Here is a 22,413-nt window from a genome sequence, read left to right on the forward strand (position 1 = left end):
AGGGGTCACATCCCTGTCGTGGCTCTGGACTGTCGCTTTGCCTATTCCCGGGCAACCTCATCCACCCGTCACCCACACGGCCTTCAAGAGATGGGCAGGCGGCCGTCAAAGGGGCCGCCCCTTCAAGGACGGGGGGCGACTGATTTCCGCCGCGGGGGACGAGCCCCCGCTTTGCATCGCGATACAAATCAGCCGCCCCCCGTCCTCCTCCACATGCGTTCCGGCCCCGAAAGGGGGTGAAGGGGCGTCCCCTCCCACGGCTTTCGCAGCCCATGAAGGCCGCGCGGGATGACGCGCGGACGTGACAGGCCCGGAGGCAAGAACCGATGACGATCCACACCCACGACGACGCGTATGAACCCGTCCACACCGCATCCCAGACCGCCCATGCGCTCGAAGAGCTGCAGCTCTATGGCTACCGCCCCTTTGACGAGCCCGATCCGCGCCCGATGCCCGATGGGCAGCGCCTCGCGGTCGCCGTCGCCGACATCTTCGACGCCCTCGTCGCGACCCTGGAAGACACCCGCATGGAACCAGACCTCGAAGAAGTGCTCTGGGGCCAGGTCAACCTCTTCCACCGCGCCACAGCCCGGATCGAGCGGTCGCTCGACGAGAATGAACAGACGCAGCGCCGCCTCCAGCGTGAGCAGGACGGCTCCGAGGTGAAATCCACCGAGCTTGAACGCCTGACGGCCGAAGGCCTGACGCTCATCGAACGGCGCAACTGCATGGACATGATGCGCGATCACGCCGCGACCGAGTTCGTCCATCACACGGGATCGACCTGGCGCCCCCGCACCGGCTCGATGGTGAACCGCCAGCACATGACTGCAGCGCTGATCGACAGCCGCGACTTCCTCGCCGCCAAGCGCCGCGCGGAAACCGAGGCGATGCTGCCCGCAGGACCCAAGGTCGCCCTCACCGGCGGGACCGACTTCAACGATCACCGCCTGATCTGGGGCAAGCTCGATCAGGTCCGCACCAAACATCCCGATATGGTCCTTCTGCACGGGGGAAGCCCCAAGGGTGCCGAACTCATCGCCGCCAAATGGGCCGAGGCTCGCGGCGTGACGCAGGTCGCCTTCAAGCCCGACTGGACCAAGCACGCCAAGGCCGCCCCCTTCAAGCGCAACGACGCCATGCTCGACGTGCTGCCCGTGGGCGTCCTCGTCTTCCCGGGCACCGGCATCCAAGAGAACCTTGCCGACAAGGCCAAGAAGCTGGGCATCCCGGTCATGAAGTTCGAGAAGGGGGCGTGAGCCCCCTTTCCCCTTAAGGGGAAATCGAGGTGGAAGCGCAGGTTTCCACCTGATATTGTGTAGAAAGCCTTGTTTGATTACTACATGTACCACAAACCGATCCAGCTCAATGTCTTCCCGACCGACGTGCAGATGCGCCGGATTGATCCGGCGCGCAACATGCGTCGCTTCTATCGGCTGAGCGTGCAACGCGACCTCTTCGGCCGCGCCACCCTCGTACGCGAGTGGGGCCGGATCGGGTTTCGGGGACATATGATGGTCGAGACCCACCCTGATGAAGGCAAGGCCATCACCGCTTTGATGAAGCTCGCAGCGGTGAAGAAGCGGCGGGGCTATGAGGCTCTGCACTCAGGCGATTAGTCTTGATCGCATTGATTGCGATGATTACACTCTTCTCAGGAGGATATCATGGCAAGCATTACCATCCGGAACCTTGACGACGACGTGAAGCGCCGCCTTCGCATACGCGCAGCCGAGCATGGCCGCTCGATGGAGGAAGAGGCGCGCGAGATCTTGCGCCATGTCGTCGGCGAAGCGAAGCCATCCCACGATCTTGCCGCGGCCATCCGTGCACGGGTCGCGCCTCTGGGTGGCGTTGATCTCAACCTTCCGCAGCGTGAAGCCATGCGTGAACCGCCCGCGTTCGACCAGGCCTGACGCATGATCATCCTCGATACGAATGTCATCTCGGAGCTGTTGCGCCCGGCTCCGGAGCCCAAGGTCGAACACTGGCTGTCCGCTCAGGACGGGCTCAACGTCTACCTGACCTCGATATCGGAGGCAGAGCTGCGCTACGGCCTCGCGATCATGGGGAACGGCAAGCGCCGCGCCGCGCTGGTTGACGCCGTGGACCGTATCCTGCGCGAGGACCTCGCCGGTCGCATCCTGCCCTTCGACAGCGACGCCGCGCAGTCCTATGCCACCATCGCCGCCGCACGTCGCGCCGCCGGGCGACCGATCGCCCAGGCCGATTGCCAGATCGCCTCCATTGCCCACACCCGTGGTGCCACCGTCGCCACGCGCAATACGCCCGACTTCGAGGGTTGCGAGATCGACCTGATCAACCCCTGGACAGCCGCATGAACGCCGTTGAAATCGAACAAGCCGTTTCCGAACTTGCCGAGCAGCCCTTTGACGCGGCCGAGTTCCCCTATGCCTTCCTCATGGCCTTCGGAAACAAGGACACGACGATCAAGCGCCTGCGCACCGGCGCGTCGAACAAGTCCGACCTCGGCGGCGTCCTGCAGACCAACAACATCCACCTTGCGACCTGCGCGCCGGGCGACATCGCGGCGACCCTGACCGCCCTTCGCGACAGCCCCGCCACCACCCGCGCCAAGTCCAAGTTCATCCTCGCCACCGATGGCATCGACCTCGAGGCCGAGGATATCACCACCGGCGAAACCATCGCCTGCCGCTACACCGATTTCCCCGACCATTCCGGCTTCTTCCTGCAGCTGGCCGACATCTCCATGGTCAAGCAGATCCGCGAAAGAGCCTTCGACATCCGCGCGACCAGCCGCCTCAATCGGCTCTATGTCGAACTTATCAAGGACAACCCCGACTGGGGCAGCGCCGACAAGCGCTACGACATGAACCATTTCATGGCGCGGCTGATCTTCTGCTTCTTCGCCGAAGACACCGACATCTTCGTCAGCGACAACCTGTTCACCGCCACCATCGACTAGATGGCAAACCGCGACGGGTCGAACACGCACGAAGTCATCGGCGAGATTTTCCGGGCGATGAACACGCCCATCCCCAAACGGGCCGAGGCCAAGCTGCCCCGTTGGGCCGACACCTTTCCCTACGTGAACGGCGGGCTCTTCTCGGGCAGCACGGATGTGCCGCGCTTTTCCAAGATCGCGCAGCGCTACCTGTCCCATATCGGCAGCCTCGACTGGACACAGATCAACCCCGACATCTTCGGCTCCATGATCCAGGCCGTCGCGGATGAAGAGGAACGCTCGGTCCTCGGCATGCACTACACCTCGGTGCCGAACATCCTGAAGGTGTTGAACCCGCTCTTCCTCGATGATCTGCGGGCAGAGCTGGAGGTTGAACGACGATGAGAAGCTCGAGATCGTTTTATCGGTAGGCATGGGCGGCGCGACGGTGACGCAGGTTGCGCAGCGGCACGATGTGTCGCGGCAGCAGATCTATGCCTGGCGGCATGAGTTGAAGAAGCAGGGTCTGCTTTCGGCATGTCCGGAGGCGCAGTTTCTGATGAGCGACAACCAATTTGGCCGACGTATTGCCTCATGAAGGAATGTTCCCGAAGCGGTGGCTGTCGCCTCATCCGGAATGTTGCCGAGCTCCTACCGTTCAGGGGCTGCGGGTTCCTCGCAAAGGAGATCGCGACCATGGCCACGATAAACGTCTCTTTGCCCGGTCCCATGGCCGAAGCAGTAACGCGCGCGGCGCCGGACGCCGCGGCGTCTCCGCGATGATTGTGCGCGGGGCCTCTTAAGAAATGTAATAGCATTTCGTGGCTTTCCAGTCAGATGATATTAATCTTTGCAAGCTATGTTTTTTCACGATTCGGTATTTAGAACGAGATGGCCATAAAACGCAGCTTGACACTCAGCCCGTTCGTATTCGCGCTGTGTTACGCAATCTTCGGCGCCGGGTACATCCTGTTCAGCGACCGAATTCTGACCAGCTTGGCGGGCGACTACGCGCATTATCAACAGCTTCAAACCGCCAAGGGGTGGGTCTTCATCCTGTTTACTGCCGTTGGCCTGTGGCTCCTGATGCGCCGGGCTTGGGCACGACTCTCGCAGGCGGCCGAGGCGGCGATCAAGGCGGAAGACCGGCTGCGACTCGCGCTGACGGCCGCGGGTGGGTTGGTCTGGCAGGCACGCGTTTCGCCCGAAATCGGCACCGAGTGGCAGGTGACGGGGGGCCTTGCCCGTCAATTGAATCTGCCTGAGGGGCGATGGTTCGGCTTTGACGAGATGGCCGCGCACCTGCATCCGGCCGACCTGGCCGAGTTTCGGCGCCATTTCGAGCGCATCGTTCCGGGCCATCCCGAGATCGTGGAAAGCCTGTTGCGGTTCGACATGCCGGATGGAACGATAGTGTCCCACGTCGTGGTGTAGGAGCGCCGCCCCTCGGAGAGGTCAGGGCTTGATCAGGAAGCCACGGCTGGCAGCCTGACGGTGGGATTGTCGGTCACGCGGGCGAGCGTTTCAAGGCTCATGTAACGCCGTGCGACCGCCCATTCGTCGTTGGTCTCCAGCATCAGCGCGCCGACAAGGCGGATGATGGCCTCGTCGTTGGGGAAGATGCCGATCACGTCCGACCGGCGCTTCACTTCGCGGTTCACCCGTTCAAGCGGGTTGGTCGAGGCGATCTGGGTCCAATGCTCGCGGGGGAAGGTCATGTAGGCCAGCACGTCGTCGCGGGAGCTGTCCATCAGGGCGCCGAGCTTGGGCTGCTTCTCGCGCAGGGCATCGGCCACGATCTCCCACTGGGCTTCGGCGTCGGCCTTGGTTTCCTGCGCGAAGATCGTCTTCAGCATCGCCGCCACCGCGGTGCGCTGCTTGGCCGGGGCATGGGCCAGCGCGTTGCGCATCCAGTGAATGCGGCATCTCTGGTGGGTGGCGTTGAACACGCGGCGCGCGGCGGCTCGCAGGCCCTTGTGGTCATCGGCGATCACCAGCTTCACGCCCCGCAGGCCCCGGTCGGCCAAGGACCGCAGGAACTCGGTCCAGAAGGTCTCGGCTTCGGATGGACCGGTGGCGACGCCCAGGACCTCGCGCTTGCCGTCCTCGTTGACCGCCACCGCAATTATCACGGCCTTGCTGATGATGCGCCCGCCTTCCCGGACCTTGAGGTATGTCGCATCCAGCCAGAGATAGGGCCACGCGCCCTCGAGCGGTCGGGTCAGGAAGGCGTTCACCCGCTCGTCGATCTCGGCGCAGAGGCGGCTGACCTGGCTCTTGGACATGCCGCCTGCGCCCATGGCCTTGACCAGATCATCGACCGAGCGCGTCGAGACGCCGTGGACGTAGGCTTCCTGGATCACCGCCACCAAGGCCTTCTCGGCCGTGCGGCGCGGCTCGAGGAAGCTGGGAAAGTAGCTGCCCTTCCGAAGCTTGGGGATCTCCAGCGCGATCCGGCCCGCCCGGGTATCCCAGTCGCGGTCGCGGTAGCCATTGCGCTGAACCTCCCGCATCGGGGTGCGCACGCCCTTCGTCGCGCCGGTTCTCAACTCGATTTCGGCTTCCATGATCCGGTCAGCTGCGAAGGCCAGCATCTCGCGCACGAGGTCGCCATCGGCCTGCTTCTCAACCAATTCGATCAGCGCCATTCTGTCATCGGTCATCGTCGTCTCCGTTGTCGGTTTCAGGTCTCGCAACCCAAACCTTCTCCGAAGATCGGCGATGACCGCCAGCGTCACCAACGGCCGCGCGCTGCGCTACGCCGGAGGCTCCGCGCGCGGCCTCCTACACCACCACCCGGGACACGGCCGATGGAACCCGTCGCTGGATCAAGCTTGTGCCGGATTGTCGCAACGAGGCGGGTACGTCCGAGGAACCGCTCCTCGGGGTAGCCTTCGATCTGACCCGGCAGCAGGAGGCGTCGCAGGATCTGGCCGAGGTGATCTTTGGCGCCGGGCTCGGCACCTGGCGGTTGAATGTCGCCACGAGAAAAAATCAGATCAATGACAGATATGCCGAGATGCTGGGCTACAGCCGCGAGGAACTGGAGCCGGTGACGGAGGAGAGCTTCCTGACCCTCGTTCATCCCGAAGACGCGGTGAAGCTGTACGAAAACCGGGTGGCCCGGTCAAAGGCCGGGGATTACGTCTTCTCCGATGAGATCCGCATGCGGCACAAGGACGGGCACTGGGTCTGGGTGCTGAGCCGCTGCCGCCCCGTCGATTTCGCTTCGGATGGCACGCCAAGCGTGTTGTCGGGCGTGCATATCGACATCTCCGACCGCAAGGCACTGGCCGAGAAACTGCGCCTAGAAAGCGATTTCCTCAAGCGGCTGGTCGAGACCTCCGTCTCGGGCATCGTGGCGTTTAACGACAAGGGGCGCATCTATTTTGTCAACAAGGAGGCGACCGCGATTTTGGGCCTGACGTCCGAGCAGCTGATCGGGTTGCCGCTGGTGAACGATTACTGGACGTTGACCGAACTGGATGGTACGCCGATGGTGCCCGAGGATTTTCCCGGTTTCAGGGTGATTGCGACCCAAACCACCGTGCGCGATCGTCGGGTCTCGATCCGGCGACACGATGGCAAGACCCTGTCAATCTCGATCACTGCGGCGCCGATGCGGATGTCCGATGGGGGGTTGCAGGTGGTCGCCACCCTGACCGACATCACCGCGCAACTGGCGAACGAGGCGCTGTTGCATAACGCGGCTGCCGAGGCCATGCACGCCGCCCTGCATGACCCGGTCTCGGGTCTGCCGAACCGGGAATTGTTCGAGGATTCCCTCGCCGCGGCCATCGTCAAAGCGCAGCGTGACCGGGGATATTTGCTTCATGTCTTTCTGGATATCGACAATTTCAAGCAGGTCAACGACCGATTCGGCCACCATGCCGGAGACCTGCTGATCCGCAAGGTGGCAGCACGGCTCGAAAGGATCCGGCAGGGGCCGCAGGTTCTCGCGCGGGTCGCGGGCGACGAGTTCACCTTCCTGCACCCCTATGCCCCCGGCGAGGACACGCGGGAGGTGCTGACACGGCTTGCCTCTGTTTTCGAGCTGCCCTTCGACCTCGGGGGCTATGTTGTTCATATAAGTGTCAGTATGGGCGTCAGCGTCTATCCCGAGGATGCCACCTCTAGCGAGGAGTTGTGGCTGAGCGCCGATCTGGCAATGTATGAGGCGAAGGCGCGCGGCCGCAACCAGACTGTGCGCTTTACGGCTCCCCTGCGCGAGCGCGAGGCAGAGGAGGCGCGCATCGCGCAGATATTACAACGGGCGCTGAAGGCTCGGGCCTTCGAGATCTTCCTCATGCCGCTGGTGGATTTGCGGCAAGGGGGCCGGGTTGTCGGCGCCGAGGCTTTGTTGCGCAGCACTGAGCCGGATTTGCAGGGGATCGGTCCCGCCGTCTTTCTGCCGGTGGCCGAGCGCACCGGCCTGATGCGGGCGCTTGATCTGATGGTGGTCGACATGGTAGGTGCTGCCACGGCACGGCTGCGCGCGGCGGGTTATGCGCTGCGTATCTCGGTCAACCTGTCTCCCGACAGCCTGCATGAGACCGGCTTCGGCCTCGAGCTGCTCTCGCATCTGGATCAGGCCCAGCTTGGCGCGAGGGATGTACGCTTCGAGTTGACGGAAGGGGCGCTGGTTGATCTGAGCAGTCCCGCCCGCGAGGTTATCGACCTGCTGCATGATCGCGGCTTTGAACTTTCGGCCGACGATTTCGGCACCGGCTATTCCTCGCTGAGCTATCTTCACAAGCTGCGTCTGAGCGAGCTGAAAATCGACCGCAGCTTCGTGCAACGGCTTGAAACGGCGGAAGAACCTTCGGACGAGATCGTGCGTGCAATTCTCGCCATGGGGCAGGCGCTGGGGCTGTGCGTTGTAGCCGAAGGGATCGAGACAGAGGCGCAACACGATTGGCTGCGCCGTCACGGCTGCCCCCTCGGGCAGGGGTATCTGTTCGGCAAGGGTGTCGATCTCGACACCTTCTTGCAGCAGCATCTGACGCCGAAGGTGCTTCAAGGATCCTGAAGTGCGCCTAGGTGTTCCTGCTAGCCCCCCATTTCGTTCGCTTCTGCCGACTTGGCTGAAGCGGTAAGTCTTGCGGCAGCTAGATGAACGTCGATTCCAGCAGTCAGAACGGCCGTGGCTGCGGCATCAAGCAGAAGGGCAGCGGCGTGCGACATTTGCCCGCCTGCTGCGCTAGCTGCAGAGGCAATCACTTCGGCGATATCCTCTTCATCAAATCTCGCACTCATTTTTGGAACCTCTTACTCTTCAACGCTCAAAAGCTCTTGCTCAGCTGCCAGACGACCCAGACTTTGTTAATCATGCAATACCGGATTTCCTTACCTCACGATTCTTCGGTGACCTTCAACGCGCGTGTCCGCAGCTGGTATCGCGAACTCGGACCCCATGACGACTGGTGGGACGCGGTCTATGAGGATCTCGAGCGGGTCTGTGAAATCCTCGGCATTCGCCTCAAGACCACGCCCGTCCGCCTGATGGGTGGCAGGACGCGGGCCAAGCCCTGCATCTGGTTCTCCGGGTTCTGGAACCAGGGCGATGGGGCCTGCTTTGAAGGCTACTGGTCCCACGCCAAGGGCGCGGCTGCGCGCGGCCGGGACTGCGCCCCGATGGATGCGATGCTGCATGGCATCGCCGACCGGCTGCAGGCCCTCCAGCGGCGGAATTTCTACCAGCTCGCTGAATAGGCCAGCCACCACGGTCGCTACTACCACGAATACACAACGTCCGTGGATGTAACCCGCGACAGCCCGACCTGGCAACCGCCGACCGAGGATGCCAAGGAGATCGTGACCGAGGCGCTGCGTGATCTGGCCCGCTGGCTATACTGCCAGCTTGAGGCCGAATACGACCACCTCACCTCCGACGAGGCCATCGAGGAGGGGATCATCGTGAGCGAGTACACCTTCACCGAAGCCGGGCGCAGGGTCGGGTGAGCGGAAAGTAGACGCGAAGCTCACTTGATCTTTAAAATGGGATCATATGAACTATGTTGAGGGCAATGGAGGACGCCATGTACGTTGCAGAGAAAATCAGGGAACCTGCACAGGTCAACGCCGTCGCGTTGAAGGCCTACGCGCGCGTGGCCGATGCCTGGGGTCTCAGCCTCAAGGAAGCGGCGGGCCTTGCCGATATGTCGGAGAGCACATGGAAGCGCGCCAAGAAGCCGGACTTCGCGGGGGAACTGACCAAGGACCAGTTGTTGAGGCTCAGTGCGGTGATCGGCATCTACAAATCGCTCGAACTCTACTTCTCCGAGCCGCTCGCGCGAAGCTGGTTCACCCGACCGAACACAGGGCCGCTGTTCGGGGGTAGCCGTCCGGTTGATACCGCCATCGACGGGGGCTTGCCGCAAATTCTCGCGGTTCGGACCTATCTTGATGCATTGCGCGGTGGGGCATGAAGCGGACCGAGATTTCTGATCGTGGTCTCGTTCGTCTCCTGCCCGCCACTTACCACAAGCCGCCATCCCTGCGTGGTCTCGTCGATACCGATGACGAGATGGAGATCCTGGCAGAAATCGAGGGCCTGACCAGCGGCCGTCTTCTGGCGGAACGTGGCCGCAACCCGCATCTGGACCCGCGCGAGCTGGCCTGGCAGCGCCGCAGCCGAGATCTGCGCATCTATGGCGAGAGCCATGTCAACGCCGCCTTCACGTATACCCGCGCCGGCGGAAACCGCTTCAACACCGAAGAGCGCGGCGCCTGGTACTGCGCATGGGACGTGATGGTTTCCGTCAGCGAAGTGGCGTGGCACCGCACGCGCGAACTCGGCTTTACGGGCAGCTTCCACGATAGCGCCCGCTATGTGGAACTGCTGGCGGATTTCATAGGGATCTTCGATGATCTGACCGATGAACCGGAACATCCCGCGCTGCATCCAGATCCGGCCTTTGGATATCCTGAGGGGCAAAGCTTAGCCGAACATCTGCGCCGGGCGGGGTCCCGCGGTCTGATCTACCCTTCGGTCCGGGCGCCTGCACCTGGCGGGAATTGTCTGGTCTGCTTCGAGCCGCATGCGATCCAGAACGTCCGTCCGGGCGCGTCCTGGGATCTTGTTTGGGATGGGACGCCACACTATTCGATCACGGCTGTTGGCTGATCCGCCAAGGCGATGCGTGAGCGGCTGCCTCCCGATCGTGACGTCCAGGGTGGGCGTGGTGCCCGAGGCGATGTCGGTCAGGGGCGATCTCGGGCCGTTCGGCCGACTGTTGGAGACCACGTGCAGCATGATCATGGGCTGCCCGCGGACTATCCGAAAGTTCGGTCAGACTATCCGCAAGGCGCAGCGACGGCGCACAAAGGGCATTCTATACGATACGTATGAAAAGAGGGTAGCATGCGGATCATTGTGAGTGAGATTGTTGCACAGGAGGATATTGCGGCGCTTGTCGCGCACCTCCACGAGCTTGGCAGCTTGCCGCAGTTCTGTACCTTGCATCTCGACGAGAGGCTCGATCCGACCCCCCTGCTGAAACTTTCCCGGGAAACCGGGATGATGCTGATGGGGGGAACCTCCTGCTCTGGCGCGCTGACGGCCGACGGGGTCTGCGCCGGAGTGCTCTTTGCGATCGACGATGGCGAAGGATCATATGGAACGGCCCTCCGGCCGTTTGACGATGACCCGTCGGCGGCGGCAGAGGCGGCGACGCGAGCCGCCATAGACAATGCCGGTCGTACCGGCGAGCGGCCCGATCTCGTCTGGATCTACGGCACACCCGGGGAAGAGGAACGCGTCCTGTCGGGGATCGAGCGGGTCGTTGGTCCGGACACGCCCATTGCCGGAGGCAGTGCCGCCGACAATTCCGTGGCCGGCGGGTGGTCGGTTTTCGCCGAGGGAAGATGCGCCGGGCGCGCGGTGGCCATCGGCGTGCTCTATCCGTCTGGCGAGGTCTCGCTGGCCTATCACAACGGATATGCTCCGACCGAACGCAGCGGTATCGTCACGCGGGTCGAGGGACGGCGCGTGGCCGAGATCGACGCGCGCCCGGCCGCGGAGGTCTACAGCGCGTGGACGGGCGGCGCGGTTTGCACCGATACAGAGGGCGGGCAGACACGCTCGATCCTGGGCGAGAGCACCTTCTGGCCGCTGGGGCGGGAAACCCACCGGATCGCGGGCGTCCCCTATTTCATCCTTGCGCATCCTGCCGCCGTCGACGGCGAGGGCGGTCTGCACCTCTTTGCCGATGTCGCCGCGGGCGAGCGCCTCACGCAGATGACGGGATCGGCGGGCGCCCTGATCGAACGCGCGGGGCGCGTGGCGCGTATCGCATGCGAGGCCGGGAGAATGCAGCCCGCCGGGATCGCGGGCGCCCTGATCGTTTACTGCGGCGGCTGCATGCTGGGGGTCCACGACCGGCTGGACGATCTGACCAACGGTGTGTGCGAGGCCCTTCCCGCGGTGCCCTTTGCCGGAGTGTTCACCTTCGGGGAACAGGGGCCCATCCTGAACTCGGGCAATCGGCATGGAAACCTCATGGTCTCCTGCATCCTGTTTTCCAAGTAGCGCAAGGCCCCCCGGATGCCCGACAATGAACGACTGCGCGAGGCCCTTCTGGAGCTCCAGATCCTCCGGGACCGCGAGGCGCGGACCCATGCCGAGACCGCCGGACTGCTTGCCGCGATCGAGGCATATGCGACCGCGCCCACACCGACGCTGGCCATATCCGCAATCTTCGATGCTTTGGGAACCGCGACCGGGGCCTCGAAGGCCATGTTGGTCGAACGGCACGGGCGCGGGGCCCGGGTGATCCGCACAACCGTTCCGCAGGATCTCGGCGCCGAATGGATGCCGCCTGTCGATCTGTTCGACCGTGCACGCAACGTCGCGGATCTGGCCGCGCTCGGGAACCGGGCGGACAGCCCGGTGTGCGCCGGATTCGACAGCCTGCTGGCCGCGCGCCTGCCCGAAATCGATCCGGGGCCGGAATGCGCGATCCTCTGCCTTCACCACGGCCGCGGGGCTTTCCTGCGCCGGGATCTGAAGCTTCTGCTGCGGCTCGCGGGGCTGTTTGCAAAGGCCCTGGCATCCGAACGCCTGGCTGCGGAGAACGCCCTGCTCGCGGCGGCGATCGAAGGTTCCACGACCGGATTTGCGATCGCCGATGCCACCCGGCCCGACACCCCCCTCATTTATGTCAACCCGGGATTCGAGCAGGTCACGGGTTACGGTGCCAGTGAGATCCTTGGCCGAAACTGTCGATCCCTGACCGACGACACCCCGGACGCGGAAGAGGGGGTACGGCTGCGCAACGCCGTGCGCACATGTTCCGAAGGGCAGTTCCTGCTGCGCAGCCGACGAAAGTCCGGGCAGTTCTTCTGGAGCGAGGTGACACTGTTTCCCGTACGCGATGGCGAGGGTCATGTTCGGCACCTCGTCTCGACCCAGACCGATGTCACGGCCCGCGTCGAGGCGCGCCGGGAGCGGGACCGGATCCGCCAGCGCATGACCAAAGCCCTGGCCGTGACCGAGGGTGCCTTCCTGATGCTGGACAAGACGGGCGACGTGCTTCTGAGCAACGAGGCGTTGCAACGCGCGTTTTCCGCGCCGGGTCCGGACTGGTCGGTCGGGACGACCTTCGAAGAGAACCGCGCGAGCCACCTGCGCACGCTGCCGCACCGGCCCGGAGCCGATACCCTGCCCAATAGGCAAGACCTCGACGCGATGGCCCGCGCAGGTCATGGCCGGGAACTGGCGCTGGCCGATGGCAGGAGCTTCCTTCTGCGCGCCCGACGCGACGTGGATGGCGCTCTGGTGATCACTGCAACCGACATCACGCGACTGAAGAGCGTCGAGGCCCTGCTGCGTCAGCGCGCCGTCGCGGTGGACGCCGCCTTCGACGGCATAGTGATCCTCAACAAGTCGCAGCGCATCATTCACCTGAATCGCTCCGCCGTGGCGCTGTTGGGGTATGGCCGGTCCGAAGCGGCGCTTGGACTAGATTGGCGGGCGAGCTACCGCAACCAGCGCAATCCATCTAGCGGCACCTATCGGATGGAACGGGTCGGGCCGGTGGACGCGCCACAAATTCACGAGATCACGCGTTCCCCGCTGGACGGCGAGGGCTCGGTGCTCATCATTCGCGACATAACCGAACGTCTTGCCGAAGAGCGGCGGCAGGAGGAATTGCGCGGGGCGCTTATGCGCGCCCAGCAACAGGAGGCGCTGGCCCAACTCGCGGCCGGCGTGGCGCATGATTTCAACAACCTGCTTTCGGCGATCCTGGGCTCGGCGACCCTGATCTCGGGGGATCGGATGGCCGGAGCCGAAGCGCGCGAGCATGCCGAGCGGATCACATCGGCGGGGCATCGTGCGGCCCGCCTGGTCAACCGCCTGCTCGACCTTGGCGCCGAACCGCGCGACGGAGGTGCGTTCGATCTGCGCATGGCGCTTGCGGATGTGGCCGCGGTCGTTGTCCCCAGCCTGCCCGCCGCCGTGACCCTGGATGTGTCGATTTGCGACGACGCCATGCTTCTGCGCGGCGATCCGGGGACCGTGAACCGCATCTGCGTCAACCTGATCCTGAACGCCCGCGACGCGATTTCCTCCGAAAGCGGACAGATCACTCTCACCGTCCGGTCCTTCCGGTCGGAACGGCACCAGAGGCTGCGGATCGGTTCCCTGGACGCGGGCAAGAGCTATGCCCGCATCGAGGTCCACGACAGCGGCGCAGGGATGGACGAGGCCACATGTGCCCGCATCTTCGATCCACATTTCTCGACAAAGGGCGCGCGCGGCACCGGACTTGGCCTGACCATCGTGGCGCTTCAGGTCCGTGGCGCGGGCGGCGCGGTGGATGTGCAAAGCACGCCGGGGCACGGCACGGTCGTCACGGTCTTCTGGCCGCTTCACCCTCACGAAGCGACCCCCGATACTTGCGCCACCGCCGCGGAGGAGCATTCCCTTAGCGGCATGACATTCCTGGTTCTTGATGATGAGCGCGCCGTCGGCGAGGTTCTTCAGGCCTATCTTGAGGCGCGGGGCGCCGAAGTGGCTTTTTGCGACCTGCCGGATGTCGCCCTCGATGCCATCGCGAAGGATCCCGACGCTTGGACCGCCGTGATCTCCGACTACGACATGCCGGGCATGACCGGAGGCGACATGGTCGAACATCTGGGCCGGGTTGCACCGGATCTTCCGGTTTTTCTAGTGACCGCGCTCGCCCGGCGCCTGTTGGATCGGGGGCTTGATGGTGACCGCATCGCCGGACTGTTCGCGAAACCCATCGATCTGGTGGCGCTTGCCGGCACGCTGTCACGTCTTCAGCCGAGAACCGTCAAGGATCGGACCGCATGCTCCGGGTGCTGATCGCCGACGACCACGATCTTGTCCGCGAGACGCTTGCCCTGTACCTTGACAATGCCGGGGGCTTCGACCTGACGTTAGCCGCGGATCTGGATCGTGCCTGCAAAGATATCGAGCGGCATGCCGGGTTCGATCTTGTTCTTCTCGATTACGCCATGCCCGGGATGAACGGCCTAGAGGGCCTCAAACGGGCACTGGATGTCAATTCCGGCAAGGCGGTTGCGTTGATGTCGGGGATCGCGACACGGCAGACCGCCCACAAGGCGATGGATGCCGGAGCCATCGGCTTCCTCCCGAAGACGATGGCGGCGAATTCGCTGGTCAACGCGATCCGCTTCATGTGCTCGGGCGAGAAATACGTCCCGGTCGACTTCCTTTCGGGAGGACCGAAGGGCGACGAACCCCATCCTCTGGCCCGGAGCCTGACGCGACGCGAGATGCAGGTTCTGGAGGGGCTTTGCCGCGGCCTCGCCAACAAGGAGATTGCCCGCAAGCTGGACCTGAGAGAGGTCACGATCAAGCTGCACGTCAAGTCGGTCTGCAAAAAGCTCGACGCCAACAACCGAACCCACGCCGCGATGATCGCCAAGGCGGCGGGGCTTTTCTGAGCCGCGGACCAAGACCGCTGTGGTCGGGCGGGGTCCCGTGGCGCCCGATGCGGCCAGAGGGATTCGCCGTGGCTCCCCTCGGGGAAGGACGCATCCTCGGGGCAAGGCGGGTCGATCCCGGGTGCGGACCTTCTGTCGGCGACGGGGCCTGATCTGTCTTGGGCGCCCCCCGTCAGGCGGTCCCGACTGGAGGGAGCGGCCCGGGATCGTCCTGATCACCCACTCAAGTTACGCGTTCAACTCAAGGTTAACGAAAGCCACAGGATTGGCGCAAGTTTGACCCAAATTTGCCTTAACCGCTTGAGTATAGCTGATGGCTCAATGGGGTAGGGACGGCATCTGCCGGGTTGATGGGCGGCACGACACACCCTCAATTGAGGGAAGTCGACGCCCAAGAACAAAATGATCGGCCAGTCGTGCATGAGCAGTCCAGTAATGAGAAAACGGCGGCCCATCCGGAGGATGGTTTCGCCGGACGGCGTCCCCGCAGGGTCTGTCTTGCGAGCGATGGCGCGCGTGCACGGCGCCTTCCCGACGGTGCCGCGATGATGGAGGCTGTGAGGGTAACCCCGCCCGACGGCGCCGACGGCGAGAGCGAACCGGACCTGGAAACTCTTGTTTCGGCCGCCATGTTGGGGCTGGACTCGGATGTCGCGCTTGCCGTTCAGGCGCTGGATGGCACGCGCGATGGCGTGCGGGTCCGCTGTTCGACGGCGCCCGGACTCGTCGATCGGATCATCGCGCTTCCCGAGGCGCTGGCTGGCCATCCGGTTGTTCTGGACCTGTCGGCCGAGGGCATCGAGGCGAGGCTGCCCCCCGAATTCGCGGAATACCAATCCCTTGTCGCCGCCCCGCTCACGGGCTCGTCCGGGATGCCCGGTGCGCTGGTCGGCCTGTCGCGGCAAGCGGGCGCCTTCTCGCTCGGTCAACAGGCGTTTCTGGGGATGCTTGGACGGATTGCCACCAACGGGGCCAGGTGCAAGACTTTGACGCCTGCCGACCACTTCGCGTCCCCTGGCGGGCCACTTTTCTTCGAGACGGACAAGTATGCGCGTCTGACCGGGGCGCAGCACAAGGTTAGCGATGCCTTGCAGGACCTGTTGCGCTCGGGCGTGGACGAGGTCGACACGGCCATCGACCGGGCGCTGGCCGCGGTCGGGTGGCAATGCACGGCGGACCGGGTCTATGTGTTCCTGACTCGTGACGACCATTATGTCGACAACACCCATGAATGGTGCGCCGACGGCGTCGCGCCGATGATCGCCGAGTTGCAGGGCATTTCCATCGACGAGATCGCGCCGCACTGGATCGAGGCCTTCGGACGGAACGAGGCGATCCATATACCCGACGTTCCGGGAATGCCTGACTACTCCCCGGAAAAGTCCATTCTGATGATGCAGGAGATCAAGTCGCTGCTGGCGATGCCGATCATCCAGGGGGGAATTCTGGCCGGCTTCATCGGGATCGATGTGGTGCATGCCCATCACGAGTTCCTGCCCGGCGAGATCTCTCTGCTCTCGATGATCGCGAACGGTGTCGGTTGCATGTTGCGCACCAGCGCCGCCGCCGACCAGATGCGTCAGGCGCAGCGACGGCTGCAGGACGAACGCAACAGGTTGCGGGCGACGCTGGATGCGGTTCCCGATATCGTTGTCGAATTCGACAGCGCCGGCCGGTTTACAGGGGTCCATGGCAGTGATCCGGATTTCCTTTGCTGTCCGGCCGAGACGCTCATCGGCCTGACATCGGAAGAAGCTCTGCCCGAGGCGACCGCCACGCTCATAAGGCGCGTCCTGACGGAAGCGGCGAGGTCGGGCCGCGCCAACGAACCCGAAGCCCGTATCGTGACCCCGCAGGGCGCGGTGTTCAGGAGCATCGCGGTCAGAAGACGCGCGCCCGAGGCCGACACGGCCGGGCCGCCTTTCGTCCTGGTGGCGCGCGATGTGACCGAACAGGTCCGCAACAAGGCGCAACTCAAGCGGCTCAGCCGGATTGCCGAGACGATGACGAACCTCGTCATCCTGAAGGATTCGGCGGGGCGGATCACCTGGGTCAACCCCGCCTTTCAGAAGCGATCGGGTTATACCCTAGTCGAGGTGCAGGGCAGGATACCCGCAACCTTTCTGCATGGACCCGAGACCGACCCGCTGGTCGTGGAGCGGCTGGCGCAGGCTGCGGCCCGGCGTGAGCGCGTTTCGATGGAGTTGATCAACTATGCCAGGAACGGGGAACGCTACTGGGTCGAGACGAACGAGCAGCCTCTGTTCGACGGAACCGGCCGACACGAAGGCTTCCTAGTGGTGCAGACCGACATCACCGAGCGCAAGCTGTTCGAAGACATGCTGGCAGAACAGGCACTGCAGGCGCTCAATTCGCGGCAGAGGATCTATGCCGCGGTCGAGGCGCTGCCCGATGCCTTTGTCTTTTACGATCCGGATGATCGCCTGGTGCTCTGCAACGAGCGCTACCGACAATACTATCCGAAAACCGTCCCCGCCATCCTGCCCGGCGCCTCATTCGAGGAGATCCTGCGCTACGGGCTGGAGCACGGCGAATACGCAGAGGCGGTCGGCCAGGAACAGGACTGGCTTGCCGAACGGCTGCGACGTCACCGCCTGGACGAGAACGACAGCGAGCAACTGACTTCGGACGGGCGTTGGCTGCGTGTGGTGGAGCGCCGCCTGCCGGATGGCAGCAGCGTCGGGCTGCGCGTCGATGTGACCGAGTTCAAGCGGCTCGCCGAAGAGGCCGATGCCGAACGCCTTGCGGCACTGGAAGCGTCGCAGGACGGCATTTCCATCACGTCCGAGGACGGGCGTTTTCTCTACATGAACAAGGCGTTTCGGGACATGTTCGGCATCGGGTCCGGGTTGAATATCCGCGACGTCTTCTGGTGGGATCTGGTCGCGAAGGCAGTGCCTCCCGCGGACACCTTTGCGTTGCAGAAGAAGCTTAGCCAGGACGGGAACTGGCTGGGCGAACTCCTGCTGCGCCGCATGGGTGGAACCGAATTCTGGGCCTATCTGTCCGTGAGCGGCCGCGGGGACGGGAGGGCGCTGGCCATCGTCCGCGATGTGACCTCGATGAAACAGGCCATCACCGAACAGGCGCGGCTTCGGGAAGAATTGCAGCTGGCGCAGCGTCGCGAGGTGATCGGACAACTCGCTTCCGGTATCGCGCATGATTTCAACAACATTCTTGCCGCGATCTCGGGAACGATCTCCTTGCTGTCGTCGAAGCACGAGGATTGCGGCAATGTCGAGCGGTTGCAGGCCGCCGTGCAGGAGGCGACGTCGCTGATCGGCAGGCTGTCGGACCTTGGTCGGCGCAAGAACAGCGTTCAGACCTTCGACATGCGCGAGCAGGTGTGGAGTTCGATCGACCTCATGCGGGCGGACAGGCTGCAAGACACGGAACTGAAGCTGACCCTGCCACCCGACCCGTTCGAGATCGAGGGCGACCCCACGGACGTCACTCAGGTCGCACTGAACCTGGTCCTGAATGCCAGCGATGCCATCAGGGACAAACCGGATCGCAACGCGCATGACTTCATAGAGGTCACGCTGACAAGAGCCGACAGGTCCGACCTGGATCGGCCGACGACGATCGGCACGCTTGAGCCGGAGAGAGACTATTTCCGCCTGGCGGTCGCCGATACCGGGCCCGGCATGAACGCGGAGATCTCGGCCAGGATCTTCCGGGAGAACTTTACCACGAAGGGTGAGAAGGGTACCGGGCTCGGGTTGCCAATCGTTGCGCGGGTGGTGACGCAGAACGGGGGCGCAATCCGCATGGATACCGTGCCGGGTTCGGGGTCACGCTTCGATGTCTTCTGGCCGGTCATGCGCGTTCCGCTCGCCGAGGTGGGACCGCTCAACAGCCTGGGTGATCCCACGGGACGGCTGGATGGTGCCACGATCCTGGTGATTGACGACAATGACCTGATTCTCAGGGTTCTTGCCAGCTTCCTCGAAGAAGCCGGTGCTGAAGTCGCAGCCAGTACAGACCCCGCGGATCTGCTCGCGGCGGTGCGCGGGGACCCGGGCGCCTGGGATCTGCTTGTGACCGATTTCAACATGCCGACGATGAACGGGGCAGAGCTTGCCCGGCAGGTGCACGCGCTCGATCCCGGCCTGCCCGCGCTTCTGCTCACGGCAATCCCGGACTGGCGTGTGCGGTGCGGGTGGCGCGGGCCTCGCGAATTCGCGGCGGCACTGAAGAAGCCGGTGTCCCGCAATGAACTTGTCCACGCCGCCGAGGCGGCAATCGCACAGCGACTGAAAAAAGAGGAAAAAAATGAGACTGCTCATCGCCGACGACCATGAACTCTTGCGTGATACACTGAGATTGTTCCTCGCACGCGAGGAGGCGATCGAAGTCGAATTCGAGAGCGACCTGCCCTCGGCCCTTCGCGCGATCGAGACAAGGGGCCCGTTCGATCTGGTTCTGCTCGATTACAGCATGCCCGGCATGAATGGCCTCGAAGGATTGAAGAGTACGCTGGATGCGGGGAACGACGTGAAGGTGGCGATCATCTCGGGCGTCGCATCGCCGGATGTGGCCGACAGAGTCCTAGCGCTGGGTGCGTCGGGTTTTCTGCCAAAGGCACTTCCCGCAAAGACGCTGGCCAACGCCGTCCGTTTCATGGCGGCCGGAGAAATATATGTGCCGGTGCAATTTCTTCGGCGGGCGAAGGATGAGACGACTTCCCTGCCCGCCTCCAGCCAGTTGCTCCCGCGGGAGGTGGAGGTGTTGCGCGGGCTTTGCGCAGGTAAGACGAACAAGGAAATCGCCCGGGACATGAATGTCCAGGAGCCTACGGTGAAGCTCTACGTCAAGACGCTTTTCCGCAAGATCGGCGTTCGAAACCGCACCCAGGCCGCTCTTTACGCAAAGGAGTTCGGCTTTTCCTGACGCCAGCCGCCCGCGGACGTTTGCGCTGCCGGACGGCGGGTCAGCGGGACAATGTTGTCGGCCCGGCTGGGGTCGACTTTGCGTGATGCCGTCTCGATGCTTTGGCGGCGTTTCCAGACCTCGTTGTTGATGGGGGCCACCGCGAGCGCGAATTCGAAGGAATTCATGTCGGATGGCTCATGCAACAGGACGTCGCAGACATAGAGGTTTTCAAGAGCGAAACAGTTCCGCGGCGCCGTTCTGGTCGTGACAATGACCGGGACGGATGGCACTTTTTCGCGAAACGCGATGATCTGTGGAACCAGATCCTTGTGTGTGCCCAGCCTGTCCATTCGGATGATCAGTTGGTTCCAGGCCCTCGGCGCTCTGGTTACCTCGTCCAGGGCGCTTGGCAGATCATCCTGGATGGCCATCGGCAGGCGTTGCTTTTCCATCCAGTCGCAGTACTCGCGGAAATCGTCCCACCCGTTCTGGATGATCATGACGGGTTTGCTTTTGTCGAGGTGAAACCGTGTAGACATGGCAGATCGAGACCTTTCTCATGGGACGATTGGTGCTGCAGGTCGCTTGCAATCAGGGCGGTCCTGATCCCGAAGCGGCGAACGGCCGCTCGAGCGACAATTCCGTAGGCAGGCGCCTAGCCGAACACCATCCAGCCCAACGCCACCCAGAACAGAAGCCCGAGACCGGCCACCGGCATCAGCCACCAGCCCGAAGGCATGCGTTCCTCGGGCTCCGCCGTTTCATATGCCTCGGCTTGGGCCCGCTCCCAGGACTCGAAGTGCTCGGCTTGCGCAAGGCCGGGATGCATCGGCTCCCCGACCGTCTTGCGGTCGATAGTCCCGAATTCGATTGCCTGTTTCATGTCGCGGCCTCGCTGCCTTGATTGTTCAGACCATTGTCCTGACACCCGGGCGACGGCCTTTCATTCCTAGCATCAGCTTCACCGCAGAACGTTTGCAATGGGAGGACGCAAAAGGATTGTGACCGCTGCATGGGGATAGCGATCGACCCTTGGGAAGACCGTGGCGATATGGGCGGATAGCGACCCGGGCTCGGATATCGGAGTGGAGGCAAGACCCCGGCACTATTAGAGCGGATAATGAAGGGGGTTTTCGGGGTGCGCGGTACCCTTTCGGATCGCTACGCACACGAAGGGGTGTTCCGAATACCGCCTTGCACAGGCGATGGGCGTCCGCTCGTCTGTTAATTTTGGGATAAAAGGGCCAAACAAGGAGGAAACGTGATGACGAAGAAGAAGGAATACGACTGGGTCGTAGACGTCCTGATAGACCTCAATGGGTTTTGTGAGAACGAAGGGCTGGACGACGTTTCGCGCAGACTGGCCGCGGCGATCGAGGAGATCGCGCCATTGCTGAGGACGCCGCCGACTTCGTCGGCACAGGCAGCCGCTTCTGCACCGCGTACGGCCCGCCGCCTTCATCTGGTCAAACCCTGATCCCGGTGGCCATTCTGATTCGGATCCTCGGCAACGTGAGGGGGCATGAAGCAAGGCCGCGAGTCGGGCGGATCGCAAGGGGCACCGCGATCGGGCCGGGCTGCGGAAGCAACGCAGCCCGGCCCGATGCGGCCTTCACGACCCATGATCGCCCGCGTGCTGCTCCCATCTTCCTGCCGCGCAGAACGGTCATTCCCGGTGGAGGGTGAACATCCCTGCGCCCGATCCGGACGGGGCCGCTGATCGGTCCCGTGCGCGCCGTCCTTGTTTGGCCCGCTCGTCAAGCCGCGACTGCCAGGTCCGATTGTTCTTTCGGGCCACGGCGAGTGCGTGGCGCCATGACGCGGCGTTGACGGGAGATTTCAGCGTCACGTCGCAAAGTGCCAGCCGGTCGCATGACAGATCGTCCCTCGAGGTGCAGTCGCTCAGGAGGATCAACGGAACCGATGGACAAAGGTGGCGAAACCGCAGCAACGGTCGGATGCAGCCGGTGATGCCCCCGAAATCGTCGATCTGGACGGCCAGAAAACCCCAGACCCGCCCGGCCTTGCGACTATCCGCTCGCAGATCGGCAAGTGCGAGGTCGAGATCCTGGTAAAGCACGCTGCACCCGGCCAGGACACGAGCTTCCACGCCAGCGGTCGTGACTCTTGCCGCGGCGAGCATCACGCGGCTGGGGGTAGGTCTCGGCGGGACGGCATCCCGGATCGCGATCTGGTCCTGGGCGTCACCGGCCGGTCGGAATTCGGGGGCCTTCGCCCTGTTCGCGGCGTTGCGATGGGATGTGACGGAGGCATCGTGACCGCACGCCCCTTGGTGGATGTCCTTCGAGTTCATGGTCGTCGCCCTTGAAACGAGCCCCCACCCGTTTCGCATCTCCACGATAGGTCCCCACTGGCTGGACAGCTTTCACGACGATGGAGGGGGCGCGGGAACAGTCGCATCGCGGACGGCACCACGGGGCGCATCACTACCCGTTCGGATCGCGGCCAGAGGCTGTGCCCGGGCGGTATGAGCGCCAGCGCGGCGAGGAAAACTGTCAGCGGGATGAATGCAGGTGACCTCTCTGCATCGAAGAATGTACCGCAGCCCACCGCCAGGTTGAGGCCGAATACGACCACCTCACTTCGGACGAGGCGATCAAGGAAGGAATCATCGTGAACGAGTACACCTTCAC

At 63.7% G+C, this 22,413-nt stretch carries 19 protein-coding genes and 2 pseudogenes; 17 read left to right on the top strand and 4 right to left on the bottom strand.

Features of this window, described 5'->3' with window-relative positions; all coding sequences use genetic code 11:
- The first annotated feature begins 326 nt into the window (after positions 1-326).
- The 7 genes and pseudogenes from EV216_RS05910 (at position 327) to EV216_RS05940 (ending at position 4,360) form a co-directional block, all read left to right on the top strand.
- Complete coding sequence (locus EV216_RS05910) at positions 327-1,259, top strand: DUF2493 domain-containing protein (protein ID WP_132694146.1); 933 nt, start codon at positions 327-329, stop codon at positions 1,257-1,259.
- Positions 1,260-1,343: 84 nt separating this feature from the next.
- Entirely contained in the window at positions 1,344-1,619 is a 276-nt protein-coding gene (locus EV216_RS05915) for a WGR domain-containing protein (RefSeq protein WP_132694265.1), read from the top strand.
- 48 nt (positions 1,620-1,667) lie between these two features.
- Entirely contained in the window at positions 1,668-1,916 is a 249-nt protein-coding gene (locus EV216_RS05920) for a FitA-like ribbon-helix-helix domain-containing protein (protein ID WP_132694147.1), read from the top strand.
- Between the two features lie 3 nt (positions 1,917-1,919).
- Positions 1,920-2,342 (top strand): type II toxin-antitoxin system VapC family toxin, encoded by a 423-nt coding sequence (locus EV216_RS05925; RefSeq protein ID WP_132694148.1) that lies wholly within the window; start codon positions 1,920-1,922, stop codon positions 2,340-2,342.
- A pseudogene (locus EV216_RS18825) lies at positions 2,339-3,316 on the top strand (type IIL restriction-modification enzyme MmeI); the annotation flags it as partial. The gene EV216_RS05925 and the pseudogene EV216_RS18825, both read left to right, overlap by 4 nt.
- Before the next feature lies 1 nt (position 3,317).
- The gene (locus EV216_RS05935; RefSeq protein ID WP_207893975.1) at positions 3,318-3,524 is read left to right on the top strand and encodes a transposase; all 207 of its coding nucleotides are present in this window, start codon (positions 3,318-3,320) and stop codon (positions 3,522-3,524) included.
- 293 nt (positions 3,525-3,817) lie between these two features.
- A complete protein-coding gene (locus EV216_RS05940) occupies positions 3,818-4,360 on the top strand; it encodes a hypothetical protein (protein WP_132694150.1) in 543 nt (180 codons plus the stop codon).
- 32 nt (positions 4,361-4,392) lie between these two features.
- On the opposite strand, the gene EV216_RS05945 is transcribed toward EV216_RS05940, so the two are convergent.
- Positions 4,393-5,589, bottom strand: a complete 1,197-nt coding sequence (locus EV216_RS05945) for an IS256 family transposase (RefSeq protein ID WP_132694151.1) — start codon at positions 5,587-5,589, stop codon at positions 4,393-4,395.
- A gap of 173 nt (positions 5,590-5,762) precedes the next feature.
- On the opposite strand from EV216_RS05945, the gene EV216_RS05950 reads away from it, so the two are divergent.
- The 9 genes and pseudogenes from EV216_RS05950 to EV216_RS05995 all read left to right on the top strand — a co-directional run bounded on the left by EV216_RS05950 (position 5,763) and on the right by EV216_RS05995 (position 19,777).
- Positions 5,763-7,955, top strand: a complete 2,193-nt coding sequence (locus EV216_RS05950; RefSeq protein WP_132694152.1) for a putative bifunctional diguanylate cyclase/phosphodiesterase — start codon at positions 5,763-5,765, stop codon at positions 7,953-7,955.
- Positions 7,956-8,254: 299 nt separating this feature from the next.
- A pseudogene (locus tag EV216_RS18610) lies at positions 8,255-8,887 on the top strand (antitoxin of toxin-antitoxin stability system).
- A gap of 65 nt (positions 8,888-8,952) precedes the next feature.
- Positions 8,953-9,354 (top strand): MbcA/ParS/Xre antitoxin family protein, encoded by a 402-nt coding sequence (locus EV216_RS05965; RefSeq protein WP_131389154.1) that lies wholly within the window; start codon positions 8,953-8,955, stop codon positions 9,352-9,354.
- Positions 9,351-10,052: an RES family NAD+ phosphorylase gene (locus EV216_RS05970; protein WP_132694155.1), complete on the top strand. Its 702-nt coding sequence runs from the start codon at positions 9,351-9,353 to the stop codon at positions 10,050-10,052. Before EV216_RS05965 ends, EV216_RS05970 begins: the two co-directional genes overlap by 4 nt.
- 249 nt (positions 10,053-10,301) lie before the next feature.
- On the top strand, positions 10,302-11,456 hold the full coding sequence (locus tag EV216_RS05975) for an FIST signal transduction protein (RefSeq protein WP_165899162.1): 1,155 nt from the start codon (positions 10,302-10,304) through the stop codon (positions 11,454-11,456).
- A 15-nt stretch (positions 11,457-11,471) separates the two neighbouring features.
- The gene (locus EV216_RS05980) at positions 11,472-14,258 is read left to right on the top strand and encodes a PAS domain-containing sensor histidine kinase (RefSeq protein ID WP_132694157.1); all 2,787 of its coding nucleotides are present in this window, start codon (positions 11,472-11,474) and stop codon (positions 14,256-14,258) included.
- Positions 14,243-14,863 carry a response regulator transcription factor gene (locus EV216_RS05985; RefSeq protein ID WP_132694158.1) on the top strand — a complete coding sequence of 207 codons (621 nt, stop codon included), beginning with the start codon at positions 14,243-14,245 and terminating at the stop codon, positions 14,861-14,863. Before EV216_RS05980 ends, EV216_RS05985 begins: the two co-directional genes overlap by 16 nt.
- A gap of 350 nt (positions 14,864-15,213) precedes the next feature.
- Positions 15,214-19,188 (top strand): PAS domain S-box protein, encoded by a 3,975-nt coding sequence (locus tag EV216_RS05990; RefSeq protein WP_132694159.1) that lies wholly within the window; start codon positions 15,214-15,216, stop codon positions 19,186-19,188.
- Positions 19,160-19,777, top strand: coding sequence for a response regulator (locus EV216_RS05995; protein WP_132694160.1), 618 nt, complete (start codon positions 19,160-19,162; stop codon positions 19,775-19,777). The genes EV216_RS05990 and EV216_RS05995 overlap by 29 nt, the downstream gene beginning before the upstream one ends.
- Here EV216_RS05995 and EV216_RS06000 read toward each other — a convergent pair.
- Together EV216_RS06000 and EV216_RS06005 are read right to left on the bottom strand one after the other, a co-directional pair.
- Positions 19,750-20,259, bottom strand: a complete 510-nt coding sequence (locus EV216_RS06000; RefSeq protein ID WP_132694161.1) for a hypothetical protein — start codon at positions 20,257-20,259, stop codon at positions 19,750-19,752. The genes EV216_RS05995 and EV216_RS06000 overlap by 28 nt on opposite strands.
- 155 nt (positions 20,260-20,414) lie before the next feature.
- Positions 20,415-20,642, bottom strand: a complete 228-nt coding sequence (locus EV216_RS06005) for a hypothetical protein (protein WP_132694162.1) — start codon at positions 20,640-20,642, stop codon at positions 20,415-20,417.
- A 381-nt stretch (positions 20,643-21,023) separates the two neighbouring features.
- Here EV216_RS06005 and EV216_RS06010 point away from each other — a divergent pair, with 381 nt between their 5' ends.
- Positions 21,024-21,236: a hypothetical protein gene (locus tag EV216_RS06010; RefSeq protein WP_132694163.1), complete on the top strand. Its 213-nt coding sequence runs from the start codon at positions 21,024-21,026 to the stop codon at positions 21,234-21,236.
- A gap of 189 nt (positions 21,237-21,425) precedes the next feature.
- Here EV216_RS06010 and EV216_RS06015 read toward each other — a convergent pair whose 3' ends face one another.
- Positions 21,426-22,073: a hypothetical protein gene (locus tag EV216_RS06015; RefSeq protein WP_132694164.1), complete on the bottom strand. Its 648-nt coding sequence runs from the start codon at positions 22,071-22,073 to the stop codon at positions 21,426-21,428.
- Positions 22,074-22,413 lie beyond the last annotated feature (340 nt).

This window comes from Rhodovulum steppense, from assembly GCF_004339675.1.
In the GTDB taxonomy this organism is placed as follows: domain Bacteria; phylum Pseudomonadota; class Alphaproteobacteria; order Rhodobacterales; family Rhodobacteraceae; genus Rhodovulum; species Rhodovulum steppense.